The 13,557-nt window shown below is 70.9% G+C and carries 12 protein-coding genes; 1 reads left to right on the top strand and 11 read right to left on the bottom strand.

Going from position 1 to position 13,557, the window contains the following annotated elements:
• The first annotated feature begins 3 nt into the window (after window positions 1–3).
• Window positions 4–924, top strand: a complete 921-nt coding sequence (locus WMF42_RS38580) for a transposase (protein WP_437688186.1) — start codon at window positions 4–6, stop codon at window positions 922–924.
• 427 nt (window positions 925–1,351) lie between these two features.
• Here WMF42_RS38580 and WMF42_RS38575 read toward each other — a convergent pair whose 3' ends face one another.
• The 11 genes from WMF42_RS38575 to WMF42_RS38525 form a co-directional block, all read right to left on the bottom strand.
• Entirely contained in the window at window positions 1,352–3,736 is a 2,385-nt protein-coding gene (locus WMF42_RS38575) for a DUF5682 family protein (protein ID WP_437688185.1), read from the bottom strand.
• 14 nt (window positions 3,737–3,750) lie between these two features.
• Window positions 3,751–4,836 carry an ATP-binding protein gene (locus tag WMF42_RS38570; protein WP_437688184.1) on the bottom strand — a complete coding sequence of 362 codons (1,086 nt, stop codon included), beginning with the start codon at window positions 4,834–4,836 and terminating at the stop codon, window positions 3,751–3,753.
• 597 nt (window positions 4,837–5,433) lie between these two features.
• On the bottom strand, window positions 5,434–6,036 hold the full coding sequence (locus WMF42_RS38565; protein ID WP_437688183.1) for a hypothetical protein: 603 nt from the start codon (window positions 6,034–6,036) through the stop codon (window positions 5,434–5,436).
• A gap of 172 nt (window positions 6,037–6,208) precedes the next feature.
• Complete coding sequence (locus WMF42_RS38560; RefSeq protein WP_437688182.1) at window positions 6,209–7,960, bottom strand: complex I subunit 5 family protein; 1,752 nt, start codon at window positions 7,958–7,960, stop codon at window positions 6,209–6,211.
• Window positions 7,957–9,447 carry a complex I subunit 5 family protein gene (locus WMF42_RS38555; RefSeq protein ID WP_437688181.1) on the bottom strand — a complete coding sequence of 497 codons (1,491 nt, stop codon included), beginning with the start codon at window positions 9,445–9,447 and terminating at the stop codon, window positions 7,957–7,959. Before WMF42_RS38555 ends, WMF42_RS38560 begins: the two co-directional genes overlap by 4 nt.
• The gene (locus WMF42_RS38550) at window positions 9,444–10,868 is read right to left on the bottom strand and encodes a complex I subunit 5 family protein (protein WP_437688180.1); all 1,425 of its coding nucleotides are present in this window, start codon (window positions 10,866–10,868) and stop codon (window positions 9,444–9,446) included. The genes WMF42_RS38555 and WMF42_RS38550 overlap by 4 nt, the downstream gene beginning before the upstream one ends.
• On the bottom strand, window positions 10,865–11,188 hold the full coding sequence (locus WMF42_RS38545; RefSeq protein ID WP_437688179.1) for a cation:proton antiporter subunit C: 324 nt from the start codon (window positions 11,186–11,188) through the stop codon (window positions 10,865–10,867). Before WMF42_RS38545 ends, WMF42_RS38550 begins: the two co-directional genes overlap by 4 nt.
• The gene (locus tag WMF42_RS38540; protein WP_437688178.1) at window positions 11,185–12,141 is read right to left on the bottom strand and encodes a hydrogenase subunit MbhD domain-containing protein; all 957 of its coding nucleotides are present in this window, start codon (window positions 12,139–12,141) and stop codon (window positions 11,185–11,187) included. Before WMF42_RS38540 ends, WMF42_RS38545 begins: the two co-directional genes overlap by 4 nt.
• A complete protein-coding gene (gene mnhG / locus WMF42_RS38535; RefSeq protein WP_437688177.1) occupies window positions 12,138–12,440 on the bottom strand; it encodes a monovalent cation/H(+) antiporter subunit G in 303 nt (100 codons plus the stop codon). Before mnhG ends, WMF42_RS38540 begins: the two co-directional genes overlap by 4 nt.
• A complete protein-coding gene (locus WMF42_RS38530) occupies window positions 12,437–12,709 on the bottom strand; it encodes a monovalent cation/H+ antiporter complex subunit F (protein ID WP_437688176.1) in 273 nt (90 codons plus the stop codon). Before WMF42_RS38530 ends, mnhG begins: the two co-directional genes overlap by 4 nt.
• Complete coding sequence (locus WMF42_RS38525) at window positions 12,702–13,160, bottom strand: Na+/H+ antiporter subunit E (protein WP_437688175.1); 459 nt, start codon at window positions 13,158–13,160, stop codon at window positions 12,702–12,704. Before WMF42_RS38525 ends, WMF42_RS38530 begins: the two co-directional genes overlap by 8 nt.
• Between the last annotated feature and the right edge of the window lie 397 nt (window positions 13,161–13,557).

The following is a 13,557-nucleotide window of genomic DNA, read 5'->3' as shown; positions in this document are numbered from 1 at the left end:
GCCATGAGCCAGCCTCGCGAGATCGCTCCCGGCGCCACGTACCTGATCACCCGTCGCGTTCTGCGCCGACATTTCCTGTTTCGCCCCGATGCAGCCATGAACCAGTTCTTGGTCTATGCCCTCGCTGTCGCGGCCCGCCGCTACGGTGTCGAGGTTCATGCCCTTTGCGCGATGTCGACGCATCTGCACCTCGTCGTGACCGATGTGCAGGGCGTCCTGCCGCGCTTCTTGCAGTTCTTCCATCGAATCGTCGCGCTCGGCACGAAGGTGCTGCGCAAGTGGGAGGGCCCGGTATGGGACCATGAAGCCACGAGCGTGGTACGGCTGCTGACTCGCGCGGCGGTTGTGGAAAAGATTGCCTATGTCCTTGCAAACCCTGTTGCTGCCGGTCTCGTCCGTAATTCGAGAGAATGGCCCGGCGCCAAGGTGGATGTGGGTGAGATCGGCCACGCCGTGCTGCACGCGGCTCGTCCCTCGGCATACCTCGACCCGGAAAATCCACAGTGGCCCCAGGAAGCAACGCTGCCGCTCGCACTACCGCCTATCATCGAGCAGGACGCGGCGGAGGCATTCCGCCGCGAGATCTTGGCCGAGCTCGAACGACAGGAGGCGCTGGCCCATGCCGAGGTGGAGCGGCAAGGACTCCGCTTCTTTGGTGCCGAGCGAGCCAGCAACGTCTCGCCTTACCAGCGTGCCACGAGCTTCGAGGCGCTGCTTGGCCGCAATCCTACCTTTGCGGTGGGCCGCGAGCAGGGAGGAGCGTGGCAAACCGCTGCCGCGTCCGTGCGGGCGTTCCGCGCGACGTACCGCGCGGCGCTCGAACGCTGGCGTGCCGGTGTACGCAGCGCCGTATTCCCGGTGGGGACATGGTGGATGCGAATGTTTCACGGGGTCAGCGTGAATGACGTGGTGCTTGTGGTGTAGAGCCGCCTGCGGGAGCGGGATCGTGGGATGGCCAGAAGGATCGAGGGGTGGGCGACGACATGGACGTGCCCTCAGGCGAGCGTGTGCCTTCAGGAGGCCGAGCAAGTGGTAGATCCTCCATGCGGCATCACGCGAGTGGGTACGCATGCGTCATACCGTGGTGAGCGTGCAAGAAGCGAAACAGAATCCGTGTTGTCGGGGGGCTATGCTTGACCGGCGGGAACCGTTCTGTACCGTGAACCTAGAATAACCTAGAACTCAACCTGGTTCGGGTCGTCGGGTTCGGGTCGTCGTTGGGGGTAGCGTTGGTCTCGATCTGGTTCAGGTCGTCTCACGAGAACTCAACCTGGTTCAGGTCGTCGGTCGTCGGGTCGTCGTTCAGGTCGTCCAGGTCGTCGGACCCGCAGGTCGTCAGACCCGGGTCGTGTCAGAGCAACTCGTCCAGGTCGTCCATCGCCTGTGAGAGGTCCTCGCTCATCTCCTTCAGCTTCTCCCGGTCCTTCTCCAGGAGCACCGCCTGCGCCGCGCGCGCCTTGTCCCCCAGCTTCCGCGCCGCGAGCACGTTCTCGAGCAGGTACCGCCGCTCCGTCGCGCCGAGCCCAGCGAACGCGCGCCGAAGCACCGGCAGCGTGTCCTTGAAGCGCTCCGGCGCGATCGCCCGGAGGAACGCGTCCAGCGCCTCGACCACGGGCCGGCTCTTCACCAGCACCAGCGCGTTCACCTCGAGGAACCCGGCCAGGAACGACGCCGCCGCCTCGGGCACGGCCGCGCCCCCGAGCCGCAGGCCGACGACCCGCGCCACCTCGGCGTCGTCGATCGCCTGCGCCAGGTAGAGCAGCCCGCACGCGAGCCCGGACGCCGTCGGGTTCACCACCTCGCTGTCCACGAGCCCCCGCGCCGCGTCGAGCCACGCCCCGCGGTCGACGATCGGCTGCGACAGCGCCACGTCGTGCAGCGTGCGCAGCGCCTCCTTGGCGGCGGCGACCGCCTCGTCGCTGCCCGTGCAGCCCCCGTGGACGCGCAGGACCGCGCGCGCGAACGTCTTCTCCAGCATCGGCGCGATCACCCCGTCGCCGAGCGACGACAGCGACCGCGACGACCCGAACGACGCGAGCCCCGCGAACGCGCGGCACGCCCGGGCCAGCGACGGCAGATCGCTGTCGCCCGCGGCGAACTCGTCGCACGCGCGCAGCGCCGCGGCCACGGCGCGGGCGCTCGACGCGAGCACCCCGTTCAGCAGCACGTCCGCTGCCTCGCCGGTCGTGTGGCACGCCGCGAGGTCCTCCTCGAGCAGCCGCGTCGCCACCTGCTCCAGCGTGTCGCCCAGGACGATCTTCTCGACGAGCGCAACGTCGGTCGCCGGCGTCCACTGCGCCTCCCATGTCTCGCTGAGCTGCCCCAGCAGCTCGTCCGCCGGCACCTCCTGCGCCGCCGGACCGCGGCGACGCGCCGCAACGCCCGACCTTCGCGTGCCAGCGTACGCAGCGTACGGAATCTTCGCGATGCGGAGCCGGTGCAGGAGCACGCTCGTTCCGACCTCAACCTGGTTGGTGAGAGAGAGCCGGAACGACTCGGGCGCGTCCGTTGCGGGGAGCCTTCTTTCGCGCACCTCGCGCCAGAATTCCTCCTGGAGTGAATTCTTCCCGATGCGGCTCCCGACCCGACCGACGTTGCGCCCGATGACCGCCGGCCACAGGAAGCCGTCAACGTGGGTCGCGTCGCCGCGGCACATGGTCGCGATCGTCGCCTCGCGCACCTCGTCGAGGCCCGGCTCCGCCTTGCCGCGGAGCTCGGCGAGCGCCACCGCCAGGCGGAACGCCTCGATGGTGTCCGCGAGCGACGCCATGAACCCGCGCAGGCGGAGGTGCTCGGTGAAGTCGATCAGCACCTCGAGCGTGGCGCGCCGGAAGTCGCCCCCCGCGTCGTGCGCGCGCTGGTAGTACTGCGGCGCCCGGTTCCCCGCGCCGTAGCCGAGCTGCTCGGACAGCCGCGGGAAGCTGAACGGGATCAGCGTCACCGCGCACGGCACGGGCGCCGGCAGCCGCGCCTCCAGCGCGGGATCGACGTCGCGCGCCGCGAACGCCGCCGCGTGGGCCGCGCCGAGCACGGCCGCGACCTCGCGCGGGGCGAGGTCCGCCCCCATGCGCTCGAGGATCTGCCGCGCCATGTACGCGTCGCGCGCCCGGTGGACCAGCCGCTCGCCGTCGCCGCGCGCGAGGTCCGCGTAGGCGAGGAGCGCCTCGCGGAACGACCTGGGCTCGTAGCGGGGCGCCTCGAACGACGCCTCCCAGAACTCCTCGAACGAGCGGAACCCCCGCGCCCGCGCGCACGCCTCGTAGAGGCTCTCCTGCGGCTCCTCCACGCTCGCCGGCCCGTCACCGCCCTCGTCCGCGTCCTCCCCGCGCTCCGCGTCGCCCTCGCGCTCGTGGCCGCCCGGGTCCTCGGCGTCGTCGTGGCCGACCGTGGCGCCCTCGAACGGCGCGAGGGTCATGCCGACGGGCACGTCGATGAGCTCCACGCGCGCGCCGTGCTCGAAGGCCCACTTCACCGCCACGTACTCGGGCGAGTACGCGGCGAACGGCCACAGCGACGACGCGGGCGTCCCGTCGGTCCGGTAGCCGAGGATCGCGACCGGCGGGACGGTCTTCGGATCGACGAGCGCCTCGAGGAGCTCGGTGGCGTCGCTCGGCCCCTCGACGAAGATCGCCTTCGGCCGCACCTCGTCGAGGTACGCGCGCAGCGTCGCGCTCGAGCGCGGCGAGTGATGGCGCACCGGGAAGAGGTGGACGGCGGCGAGCCGGTCGAGGTCCATCGGGTCTCCCTCGCTCAGGGCGCGAGCCGCTTCTTGGAGGCAGCGTAGAACTCCTTCCAGAGCCCCGCGCGCCCCTTGGCCACTGTCTCGCAGTACTCGCGCACGGCCTTGAGGTCGTCGCCGCCTTCCTTGGTCACGGCGCCGAGGAGCGAGCGCGCCAGGTCGTCGGCCGTGATCTTCCCCGTGCCGAAGTGCTGCGCGAGGATCCCGCTGTTGAACAGCACGCTGATCGCCTCCGCTGTCGACAGGACCGAGCCGGGCGCCTTCACCTTGGTCTTGCCGTCCTTGGTGACGCCGGCGCGGAGCTCCTGGAACAGCGTGACGAGCAGCTTCGCGAGCTCGGCCGGCGGCTCGACGCCGACCTGGTAGTCGCCGCGGAGCTCGGCCTCGCGCTTCTGCACGATGCGGATCTCCTGCTCGAGGTCGTCGACGACAGGGACGGTGATGAAGTTGAAGCGGCGCTTGAGCGCGGCGCTCATCTCGTTGACGCCGCGGTCGCGCGTGTTGGCGGTGGCGATGAGGTTGAACCCGCGCTGCGCGGAGACCACCTGGTCGAGCTCCGGGACGGCGACCTGCTTCTCGGACAGGATGGAGATGAGCGCGTCCTGGATCTCCGACGACGTGCGGGTGATCTCCTCGAACCGCGCGAACCTCCCGTCGCGCATGGCGCGGAGGATGGGCGAGGGCACGAGCGCCTTCTGCGACGGCCCCTCGGCGAGGAGCAGGGCGTAGTTCCAGCCGTATTTGACGTGCTCCTCGCTGGTGCCCGCGGTCCCCTGGACGACGAGGGCGCTCGTCCCGCTGATGGCCGCGGAGAGGTGCTCGGAGAGCCAGCTCTTCGCCGTGCCTGGCTCGCCGACGAGCATGAGCGCGCGGTCGGAGGCGAGCGTCGCGAGGGCGACCTGCACGAGCGCGCGATCGCCGATGTACTTGGGCGTGATCGCGATGCCGCCGACGGGCTTGTCGCTGCCGAGGATGTAGGTCTCCACGGCCCTCGGCGAGAGCCGCCACCCGGGCGGCCTCGGCGCCGTGTCCTCGGCGGCGAGGGCCGCGAGCTCGTGTTCGTATTTGGTCTCGGCGGGCTGGCGCAGGTCGCTCATGGGGCGGGGAGAGGCTACCGCAGAACGGGGCGGGGCAGCACGCCCGCGTCGCGCGGCAGCGCGGGGAGGCGCCCGGTCGCCGGTCCGGCGGCAAGCTGCTCGTCGCGAGCGTGCCATGACGCCGCGTCCCGCACCGGCGGAGCCTGTCGACGTCGATGGGGTTGGTTTGCGCCGCCAGCGAACCGGCGAAACCGGCGGAGAGGAGCATCGTGCGATGATGAGGCGCGAGCGCTCCGTCGACGGGCCTGCTCTGCGAGCGCCTACGCGGCAGCCGGCGGGGACGAGCCGCGTGAAGATCCGTGGCGCCAGGGGATCGATCTCAGCGACTCCGGCCATGATTGCCATCGAGGATGGCAGCCTGGCGGGCCAATGGGCGTTGAGTGAACTCTTGCCGGTCGGGTCGAAGCCGATGGAACGAGGGCGATGCGGACACCAGGATCTCGGCGGCAGCGCGCAGGGGCTCGTGCGCGACTGGTTGGGCGAAGCCCCGACTCCATGCATCGACTGTGCTGTCGTCGACGAGCCCATCACGGGCTACATGGATCTCCGCGGCGGTGGTCGTCTCCAGGAAGCGTTGCGGCGCGCCGCTCGAGGCGCTCACTCCGCCGCGTCGATGGGCAGGGTGACCGGCTCGGACTCCCAGCACCAGTCGTCCGACGAGCGCGCGACGCAGGCGAACTTGAGGTCCTCGAAGCGCTTTTCGCCCACGAGCTCACCGCCGGCGCGGACCTGGACGTCGATCCACGTCGGGTTGTAGTGCGGCGGCGGGCTGTCGACGTAGACGACGAGCGCTGTCGCGACCTCCCCCGACCCGCCGCCGGCGCCGCCACCTCCTCCCGCGCCGCCACCCGGGTCGACCTCGACCCTGATGCCGAGCGGCTGGTCCTGGCTGGCGGCATCGAAGACGTCGCCCTCGCTGGTCTCGACGACGAACGTCAGCGCGGCGACGGGGACCGGCTCGGCGAGCTCGATCCTCGCGGCCGAGCACTGGAATGCGTTGGCGCCGCCCGCGCCGTCGGAGAAGCAATCGTCGGCCGACGTGACCTCGGCAGGGTCCTTGTCGCCGGGGGCCCCGCCATCGCCGCCGCCGCCGCCCGGCCCCGAGGTGGCGCCGTTGTTCCCGCCGTTGTCGTCGCTGCATGCGGCCGCCACGAGCGCTACGGCCATGAAACAGAAGCTGAAGACCGTGTGTTTTGCCATGACGTCAATGTATCAAAGGCCGCGTCTCGTCCTCCGCGACCGAAACGTGCTGGCCGCGGCGCTGCGCGCAAACTCCCCAGAAGCGCTCGGTCGACGCGCGGCGGCGGAGCACGAACGCGCCGCCGGAGACCTGGCGAGCGACCTCGCGCGCAGCGCCGTCTACCGCTCCTCGCTAGAAGAGCTGCGCGGCCGCGACCACGACGGCGAGGAGGAGGAACAGCAGGCCGATCGCCCCGAACGCGGAGAGGGCCACCTCGCCCCGCTCCGCTGCCTCGAGGAGGCGATCCGAGAGCCGCCCGATAGGAACGAGCCGTGCGCGCCGTTGCCGGAGATCCACGCTCGCCCACGCGTCCCGGGCCGCGAGGAGGACCCGCTGAAGCTTCATCAGGACGGCATCGACCAGATAGAGCAGATCTCCAGGGGGGAGCTCCACAAGGACGCGTGTGCCTCGGCGTCGCAGCCGCCCGCCGACAGCGGCGAGCACGACGCCCACGAGCACCGGCCAGGCCGCGGACCAGAGCGCGCCGGGGGCAACGAGGAGCCCGAGATCCGCCGGCGCGACCGGCGGCCTCACGAGAAAGCCGAGGTCGAGCAGGATGAGGCACGCCCAGGGAACCCACAGCCCGGCCCCGGGAACGAGGCGCTCCGCCGAGCGCGGGATGGTGCGACGCACGAAGTGGATCATCAGGAGCGTGCTGGCGACGGCCCCGATGGACAGCAACCAGGGCAACGACGCGGCTCCCCAGGGCGCCTGTGCCACGATGTTCGTGAGGGCGATCTTCGCGAGGGAGCCGCTGGAGAGCGGCGCCCCCGCCAGATCCAGGGCCGACCATGACAGGCCCAGGGCCACGAGGCCCCCCGGCCAGCCGGAGCCCGTCGCCCTGGCGACCCCGGTGCCGAGGAAGAGCGCTCCCTTCGCCAGAGCGTGGTGCATCGCGTAGAAGAGGATCGCCGCGACCACCCCGGGAGCGGCGCCCGGATTCGAGAGGCCGATGCCGAGCGCGGCCGTCATGAAGCCCATCTGACTCACGCTGGAGTAGGCCAGGATCGTCTTGGACTCCCGCTGCGTCAGCCCGAGCGCGACGCCGAAGAACGCCGCGGCGACCCCGGCGACAACGCACGCCGAACCGTGGGCGGGCAGCGCCGCGGCGCCGAGGGGCAAGAACCGCAGCCAGCCGAGGACACCCGCCTTGATCATCGCGCCGCTCAGGATCGCGCTCGCCGGGATCGGCGCCGCCGGGTGCGCGAGGGGCAGCCACATGTGCAGGAGGAGCGCTCCAGCCTTGACCCCGAACCCGACGAGGAGCAGGGCGGCAATGAGATCCCGGAGCGCCGAGGCGGCCACCACGCGCGGGACGTCCTGCAGGTCAACGTTGATGTCGGCGCCCACGATGAGGAGAAACGCCGCCAGGAGCGACATCTCGCCGAGGAGGGCCATCACGATATAGACCCGTCCGGCCCGGCGCGCCCCGCCGGTTCCATCGTGCACGATCAGCCCGTACGCGGCGAAGGTCATGAGGGCGAAGAAGAGATAGAAGCTCGCCACGTCCTGGGCGAGGACGAGCCCGAGGTTCCCGCTCAGCGTCGCGAGGAAGAAGACCCAGAAACGAGCGCGATCCGGATCGCCCGCCAGGTACGCTCGCGCAAAGAGGCTGGAGACGAGCCACAGGCACGCCGTGAAGAGCAGGAAGCCCCGGGTCAACGTGCCTGAGGACCCGAGGCGCATCCCGAGGACGGCAGCGCTCCAGTCGATGGTCACGCGCCCGTGCAGGCCGACGGCGAGGATCAGCGCCGGCAAGGCGGCCCAGGGGGCGAGCGCGGCCACGAGCGGTCGAAGGAAGCGTACAGGCATCGCCGCCGCGAGGAGCAGGGGGAACGCGAACGCCGCGATCGTCGCCCCGGCGGCGAGGCCGTCGAGGGTCACGGCGCGAACTCCCGGGCGGCTATCAGCTTGGCCCATGCCAGGGGGCTCAGCGAGGCGCCGGCGAAGAGCCCGACAGCGAGGGAGAGCGCCGCGGCGACAAGCGTGGGCCACAGCAGGAACGGCCTCACCTCCGCGCGGCGCGAGGCCTCCGGCCAGGGCGACGCGGGCTCCCCGAACCATGCATCGTGGACGATCGGCAAGAAGTAGGCGGCGTTGAGCAGGCTGCTGACGATCAGGACGACGGCGATCCACGGCTGGTCCGCCTCGAGCGCGCCCACCCCGAGGTACCACTTGGTCACGAACCCGGCGAGCGGCGGCACGCCGATCATCCCCAGCGCCGCCAGGGTGAACGCGGCCATCGTCCAGGGCATCCGCCGGCCCACGCCGCGCAGCTCGCTCACCTTGTGGAGCCCGAGCTCCTCGGCCAGGTTTCCGGCGCAGAAGAAGAGCGTGATCTTCATCAGCCCCTGGTGGACGAGGTGGACGATGCCACCGATGGTGGACAGCGTGCCGAACGCCGCCACGCCGAGCGTGATGTAGGAGACCTGACTGACGGTCGAATAGGCCAGCCGCGACTTGAGATCATCCTGCGCGAGGGCCTTGAGCGAGCCGTAGAGGATCGTCGTCGCGGCGAGGATCGCGAGGGGCCTCATGACGCCGAGCTCGTGAGCGAGGTGGACCCCGTACACGTCGTAAACGACGCGCGTTATCCCGAACGCTCCGGCCTTGACGACGGCGACCGCGTGGAGGAGAGCGCTCACCGGGGCAGGAGCGATCATGGCCACGGGCAGCCAGGCATGAAGCGGGAAGAGGGCGGCCTTCACGCCCAGGCCCCCTATCAGCAGCACGAACACGAGGATGAAGACGTGGCGGTCTTGCGCCGCGAGCGGGGGGAGCGCTCCCCCCTCGGTGAACTCGATGGATCCGACGAGCGCGTACAGGCACGCCACGCCCGCGAGGAGCAGCGCCCCGCCGAGGATCGTGTAGCGGAGATAGAGGTCGCCGGCGCGGAGCGCCTCCCTGGTCCCGCGGTGGACGATGAGCGGGTACGTCGAGAGGGTGAGCATCTCGTAGAACACGAGGAAGGTGAGGGGGTTCCCCGCGAGCGCGACGCCCATCGTCGAGGAGACGCTCAGCGAGAAGAAGCCGAAGAAGCGGCTGCGGTGCGGCGACCCCTCCAGGTAGCCCACGGCGTACACGGTGGTGACGAGCCAGAGGACCGCCGAGAGCGTGACGAAGAGCATGCTGAAAGGGCTGGCGCGGAGGAGCAGGTCCGCGCCGGGGAGGAACGGCAGGCGCGTCTCGTAGCGCCGGCCGTGCTCGATACCCCAGACAAGGATGCCCGTGAGCGCGAGCTTCAGGAGCGCCGAGGCAAGGTTCAGGGCCGTCCGGGTGCGACGCTGCTCCTCGGCCAGCAGGAAGATGAGGGTCCCAGGCAGGAGAGAGCTCAGGATGACAAGGAGGGGAATGGAGTCGTGGAGGCTCATGACGGCAGCCCCGCGCGGAGGAGATCGAGCGGGGCCTTCGGCGCGACGCCGAGCAGGAGCGCGAGCAGGGCGAGCGCGAGGGCCGCGAGCTCGGCGCCGCGCGGGAGCGGGTGGAGGTGCACCTCGGGCGGCAGCGGCAGGAACGCGCCGCGCAGGACCCGGAACACGTAGCCGGCGGCGAGCAGCCCGCCCACCAGGATCACGGCCGCGAGCCACCCATGGCGGCGCTCGATGGCCGCGCGGAGGAGCAGCCACTTCGCGACGAATCCACCGCTCGGCGGCATCCCCATCAGGCTGGCGCCCGCGAGCGCCAGGGAGAAGAAGGTGATCGGGCGGTGTCGGGCCAGGCCTTGCAGCCCATCGAGCTCGTCGTGGCCGAGCGTGCGATGCACAGCGCCGGCCGCCAGGAACATGGAAGCCGCGGCGGCGGCGTGCGAGGCCGCGAGGTACACGGCGCCCGACAAGGCGCCCGGGACGTCGAGCGGAAAGAACATGAACAGATACCCGATCTGCGCCACGCTCGAATAGGCCGTGAGCGCCTTCAGTCGTCGCTGTCTCAGCGAGAGGAGCGAACCCCAGAGCACGCCCGCGGCCCCGAGCGCCCCGAGGAGCTGTCCGGCTCGCGGCGCCGCCTCCGCCGGGAGGACCTCGAGCCAGATCCTCAAGAGCACATAGAACGAGCCCTTTCCGACGAGCGCGGCGACGAGCGCGCTGACGGTCGACCCGGCGCTCACGTAGGAGGGAGGGAGCCACGCGTGGAGCGGGAAGAGCGCGGCCTTGAGGCAGAGGCCGACGATCATCAGCGCGAGCGCCGTCCACGTCGTCGGGTCCGGGGCGAGCCGCGCCCCGAGGACGCTCAGGTCGAGCGTGGCGTACATCCCGTAGAGGATCGCGACGCCGAGCAGGTAAACGAGCGAGCCCGGGAGCGCGACCAGGAGGTAACGTAACCCCGCGTCGACGGCCTCTCGGTTGCCGCCGGCGGTGATGAGCCCCACCGCGGCCAGCGTCGTCAGCTCGAGCGTGACATACAGGTTGAAGAGGTCGGCCGACACCGTGAGGGCGTTGAGGGCCGCCCACGCGGAGAGCCAGAGCGCGAAGAACCCACCTCCAGGGCGAGGGCTGGCGCGCGGATCCCGGAGGACCTGCGCGCTTGTCAGCGCGCCGACGACGCCGACGACGAGCAGCATCACCGCCGCCAGGCCGTCGGCGCGCAGCGCGATGCCGAGCGACACGCCCCAGCCGCCTGCAGCGTGGCGAAGCGTGCCGCGGCTGCTGACGGACCCTGCGACCACAGAGACGGCGCCCAGGGTCCCCAGGCTCGTGGCGCCGACGATCCATCGCTGGCCGCGCGGACCTGAGAGCAAGCACAGGACGGCGCCGATCAGGGGGATGAGGACCGCCCAGGCGAGCCCGGCGTTCATGGCTCATCCGCTTCTCTCTCGGCCGACGCGGAGGGCCCGGGGGCCTCCGCCGCACCGCCGAGGCGCCTCGCCAGGGAAAGGGCCAGGGCCGTCGCACTCACGGACACAACGATGCCGGTCAGGACCAGCGCGTGGGGCACCGGGTCGGGGACGCCGGAGGAAGATCGCCGCGCCAGCGCCACGAGAAACAGGAACACGCCGCTCCCGACGAGGTTGGCCGCGATGACCTTCCTGAGGAGAGCTCCGGTGGAAAACAGCCCGTACAGGGCCACGGCCAGCACGACGACGCCCGAGAGGGCATAGAGGGTCCACGGGCTCACGTCCTGTCCTCCTGGTGGACCTGCTCTCCCGCGCGGTCGAGGTGCCTCGTGGAGGGGAAGAACAGCGCCAGGACCATGGCGATCGAGATCGTCAGCGCCGATTCGACGCAAAGAATCAGCGCCCCGGCCCACGCGGGCGGGTACTCCAGCACATGTCGACCGGCGAAGAGCGGCGCCACGGCGACCGCGAGAAAGCACGCCGGGCCCACGAGCAAGGCCGCTCGCACGGCGATCGACGACAGGGAGGGCGGTGGCACCGTCCTCGCGAGCAGCAGGAGAATCGCGCCCCCGCCGAGGATCGAGCCCGCTTGAAACGCCCCGCCAGGCGCCCGCGAGCCCCGCCAGAGCAGATAGCCGGCAACCAGGATCATGGCGGGGATGAGCTGGCGCACCAGCGCGGGGAGCAGGGGCCCCGCCGTGGCTGCATCGTCGAGCGCCACCGCCGGCCGAAGCTGCGCCTGCACCCCGAGCGCCGCGAGGAGCAGGACGGCGATCTCGAGGAGCGTGTCATAGCCGCGGAAGTTGAGCAGGACCGCGGTGACGGGATAGGACACCCCGGCCGGCGCGAGATGGCTGAGCACTTCATCGCTCAGGCCACGGCTCGGATCGGGCAGAGAGAACACGACAGCGCCGAGGAGGAGGGCGAGCCCGGCGAGCGTCAGGGACAGCAAGGCTCGCCGGAACCGGGAAGGGGGTGGCGGCGCCTGCTTCGCCGGACCGATCCACCCGAGCGCGCTCATGAGCAGGGCGCCCGTGAACCCGGTGCCGACCGCCGCTTCGACGAGGGCGACGTCCGGGGCGCCGAGGCGAGCCCAGGCCACGGCGGAGAGGAGGCCGAAGGCCAGGAAGAGCACAACGGACTTCGGCGGATCCTCGGTCACCAGGGCCCGCCACGAGAGGAAGGGGAGGACGCACGCGAGGACTCCGTCCATCGCCCAGTCGACGCCGCTCATGTCTTCCTCCAGGGTCGGATTCCGCCATGCCATGCGGCCCTCGCGATCAGGTGGCAGGTGACGGCGCTGGAGAGCAGCACGAGACCCCAGGTGATCCCGAGCTTGAGCGCCACCGAGAGCTCGCCGGCCTCTAGCGCGAGCCCCGCCGCGACGAAGCCCAGGCCGAGGTTGTCCGCCTTCGTCAGCGCGTGCAGCCTCGTGTAGACGTCCGGAAACCGCAGGAGCCCAACGGTCCCCGCGAAGAAGAAGAACGCGCCCACGGCGAAGAGCGCGCCCGAAGCGGCGTCCACGATCCTCACGAGTCGCCCCCCGTCCAGCGCCCGAAGGCGTGCTTGACGAACGCCACGACCGTGATCGGCGCGAGCATGGCGAAGAGCAGGGCCACGTTTCGCAGCGCCGACATCCCCGGGTCCGCGGCCATGAGCAGGAGCACGGCCACGCCGGTCGTGCCGAAGAGCTGGGCGACAAGGATGCGATCGGCGAGCGTGGGGCCTCGCGCGACCCTCACGAGGCCGGCGAGGACGTTCAGCAAGAGAAACACAGCGACGCCGGTCCTCACGTCATGCACGGGAACGCTCCAGGCGCTCGCCCAGGGCGCGAGCAACGTCTTCCTCCAGCGCCCGTAGCTGCCCGACGAGCTCATCGCCCGTGTCGATGAGGACATGGATCTCGATCTGGTCGCCATCGAGGGTCACGCTCAGCGTCCCGGGCATCATGTTCATCGTTCCGATGAAGAGGTGTCGCGCCGGACCCGCGGGCAGGCGGAGCGCAACTCGGATCATCACGGGCGTGATCGGGAGCCGTGGCGCGAGCGCGCTGTGGGCGACATCGATCCCGCCACGGAGCGAGCCGATGAGGAAGACCTGCACGAACCGCAGCAGGCCAAGCGGGCTCCACCGAGGCGAGGGCGAGGGCAACCACGCGCTCGCGAAGAGGGCCAGGAGCACCACCGGCGCGCCGAAGGCGAGCCCCGCGCGATCTCCCTCGGTGAGCGCCCACCATCCGCCGGCGAGGACCAACGCTCGGACTGGCACGGATCGATGGCCCCCTGTGGCGAGGCGGTCCCGGACTTTGTGGAGAATCTCGGTCTTCGTTGGACCCCCCCCTCCTCATTCACGCTGGACCTGTCGTCGTCGCCGAGCGCGCGACACGCCTCCGGAAATAGCTAGGAGTGGAGCCCGTGACGTCAACGGGCTTTGCGGCTCCTCGGTGCAGGAGGTCAGACAGCGTCGCTCCGGAATGGACGCGAGCGGACGCCGGACCTCTTGGCCGAGAGCGCGCGCAGCTCGAACGGCAGGGCGCGGACGTGAACCGTCAGGGACACGAAGAGGACCGCCAGGGGCCCAGAGACGCGTCGACGGGACGAGGTGGCGTGCCGTCAGGGACACGAAGAGGGCCGCCAAGGACCCAGAAACG

Source organism: Sorangium sp. So ce176 (assembly GCF_051519835.1).
GTDB lineage: Bacteria > Myxococcota_A > Polyangia > Polyangiales > Polyangiaceae > Sorangium > Sorangium cellulosum_G.
Note: the sequence above shows the minus strand (reverse complement) of the source record. Positions and strands in the feature narration are given on the sequence as shown.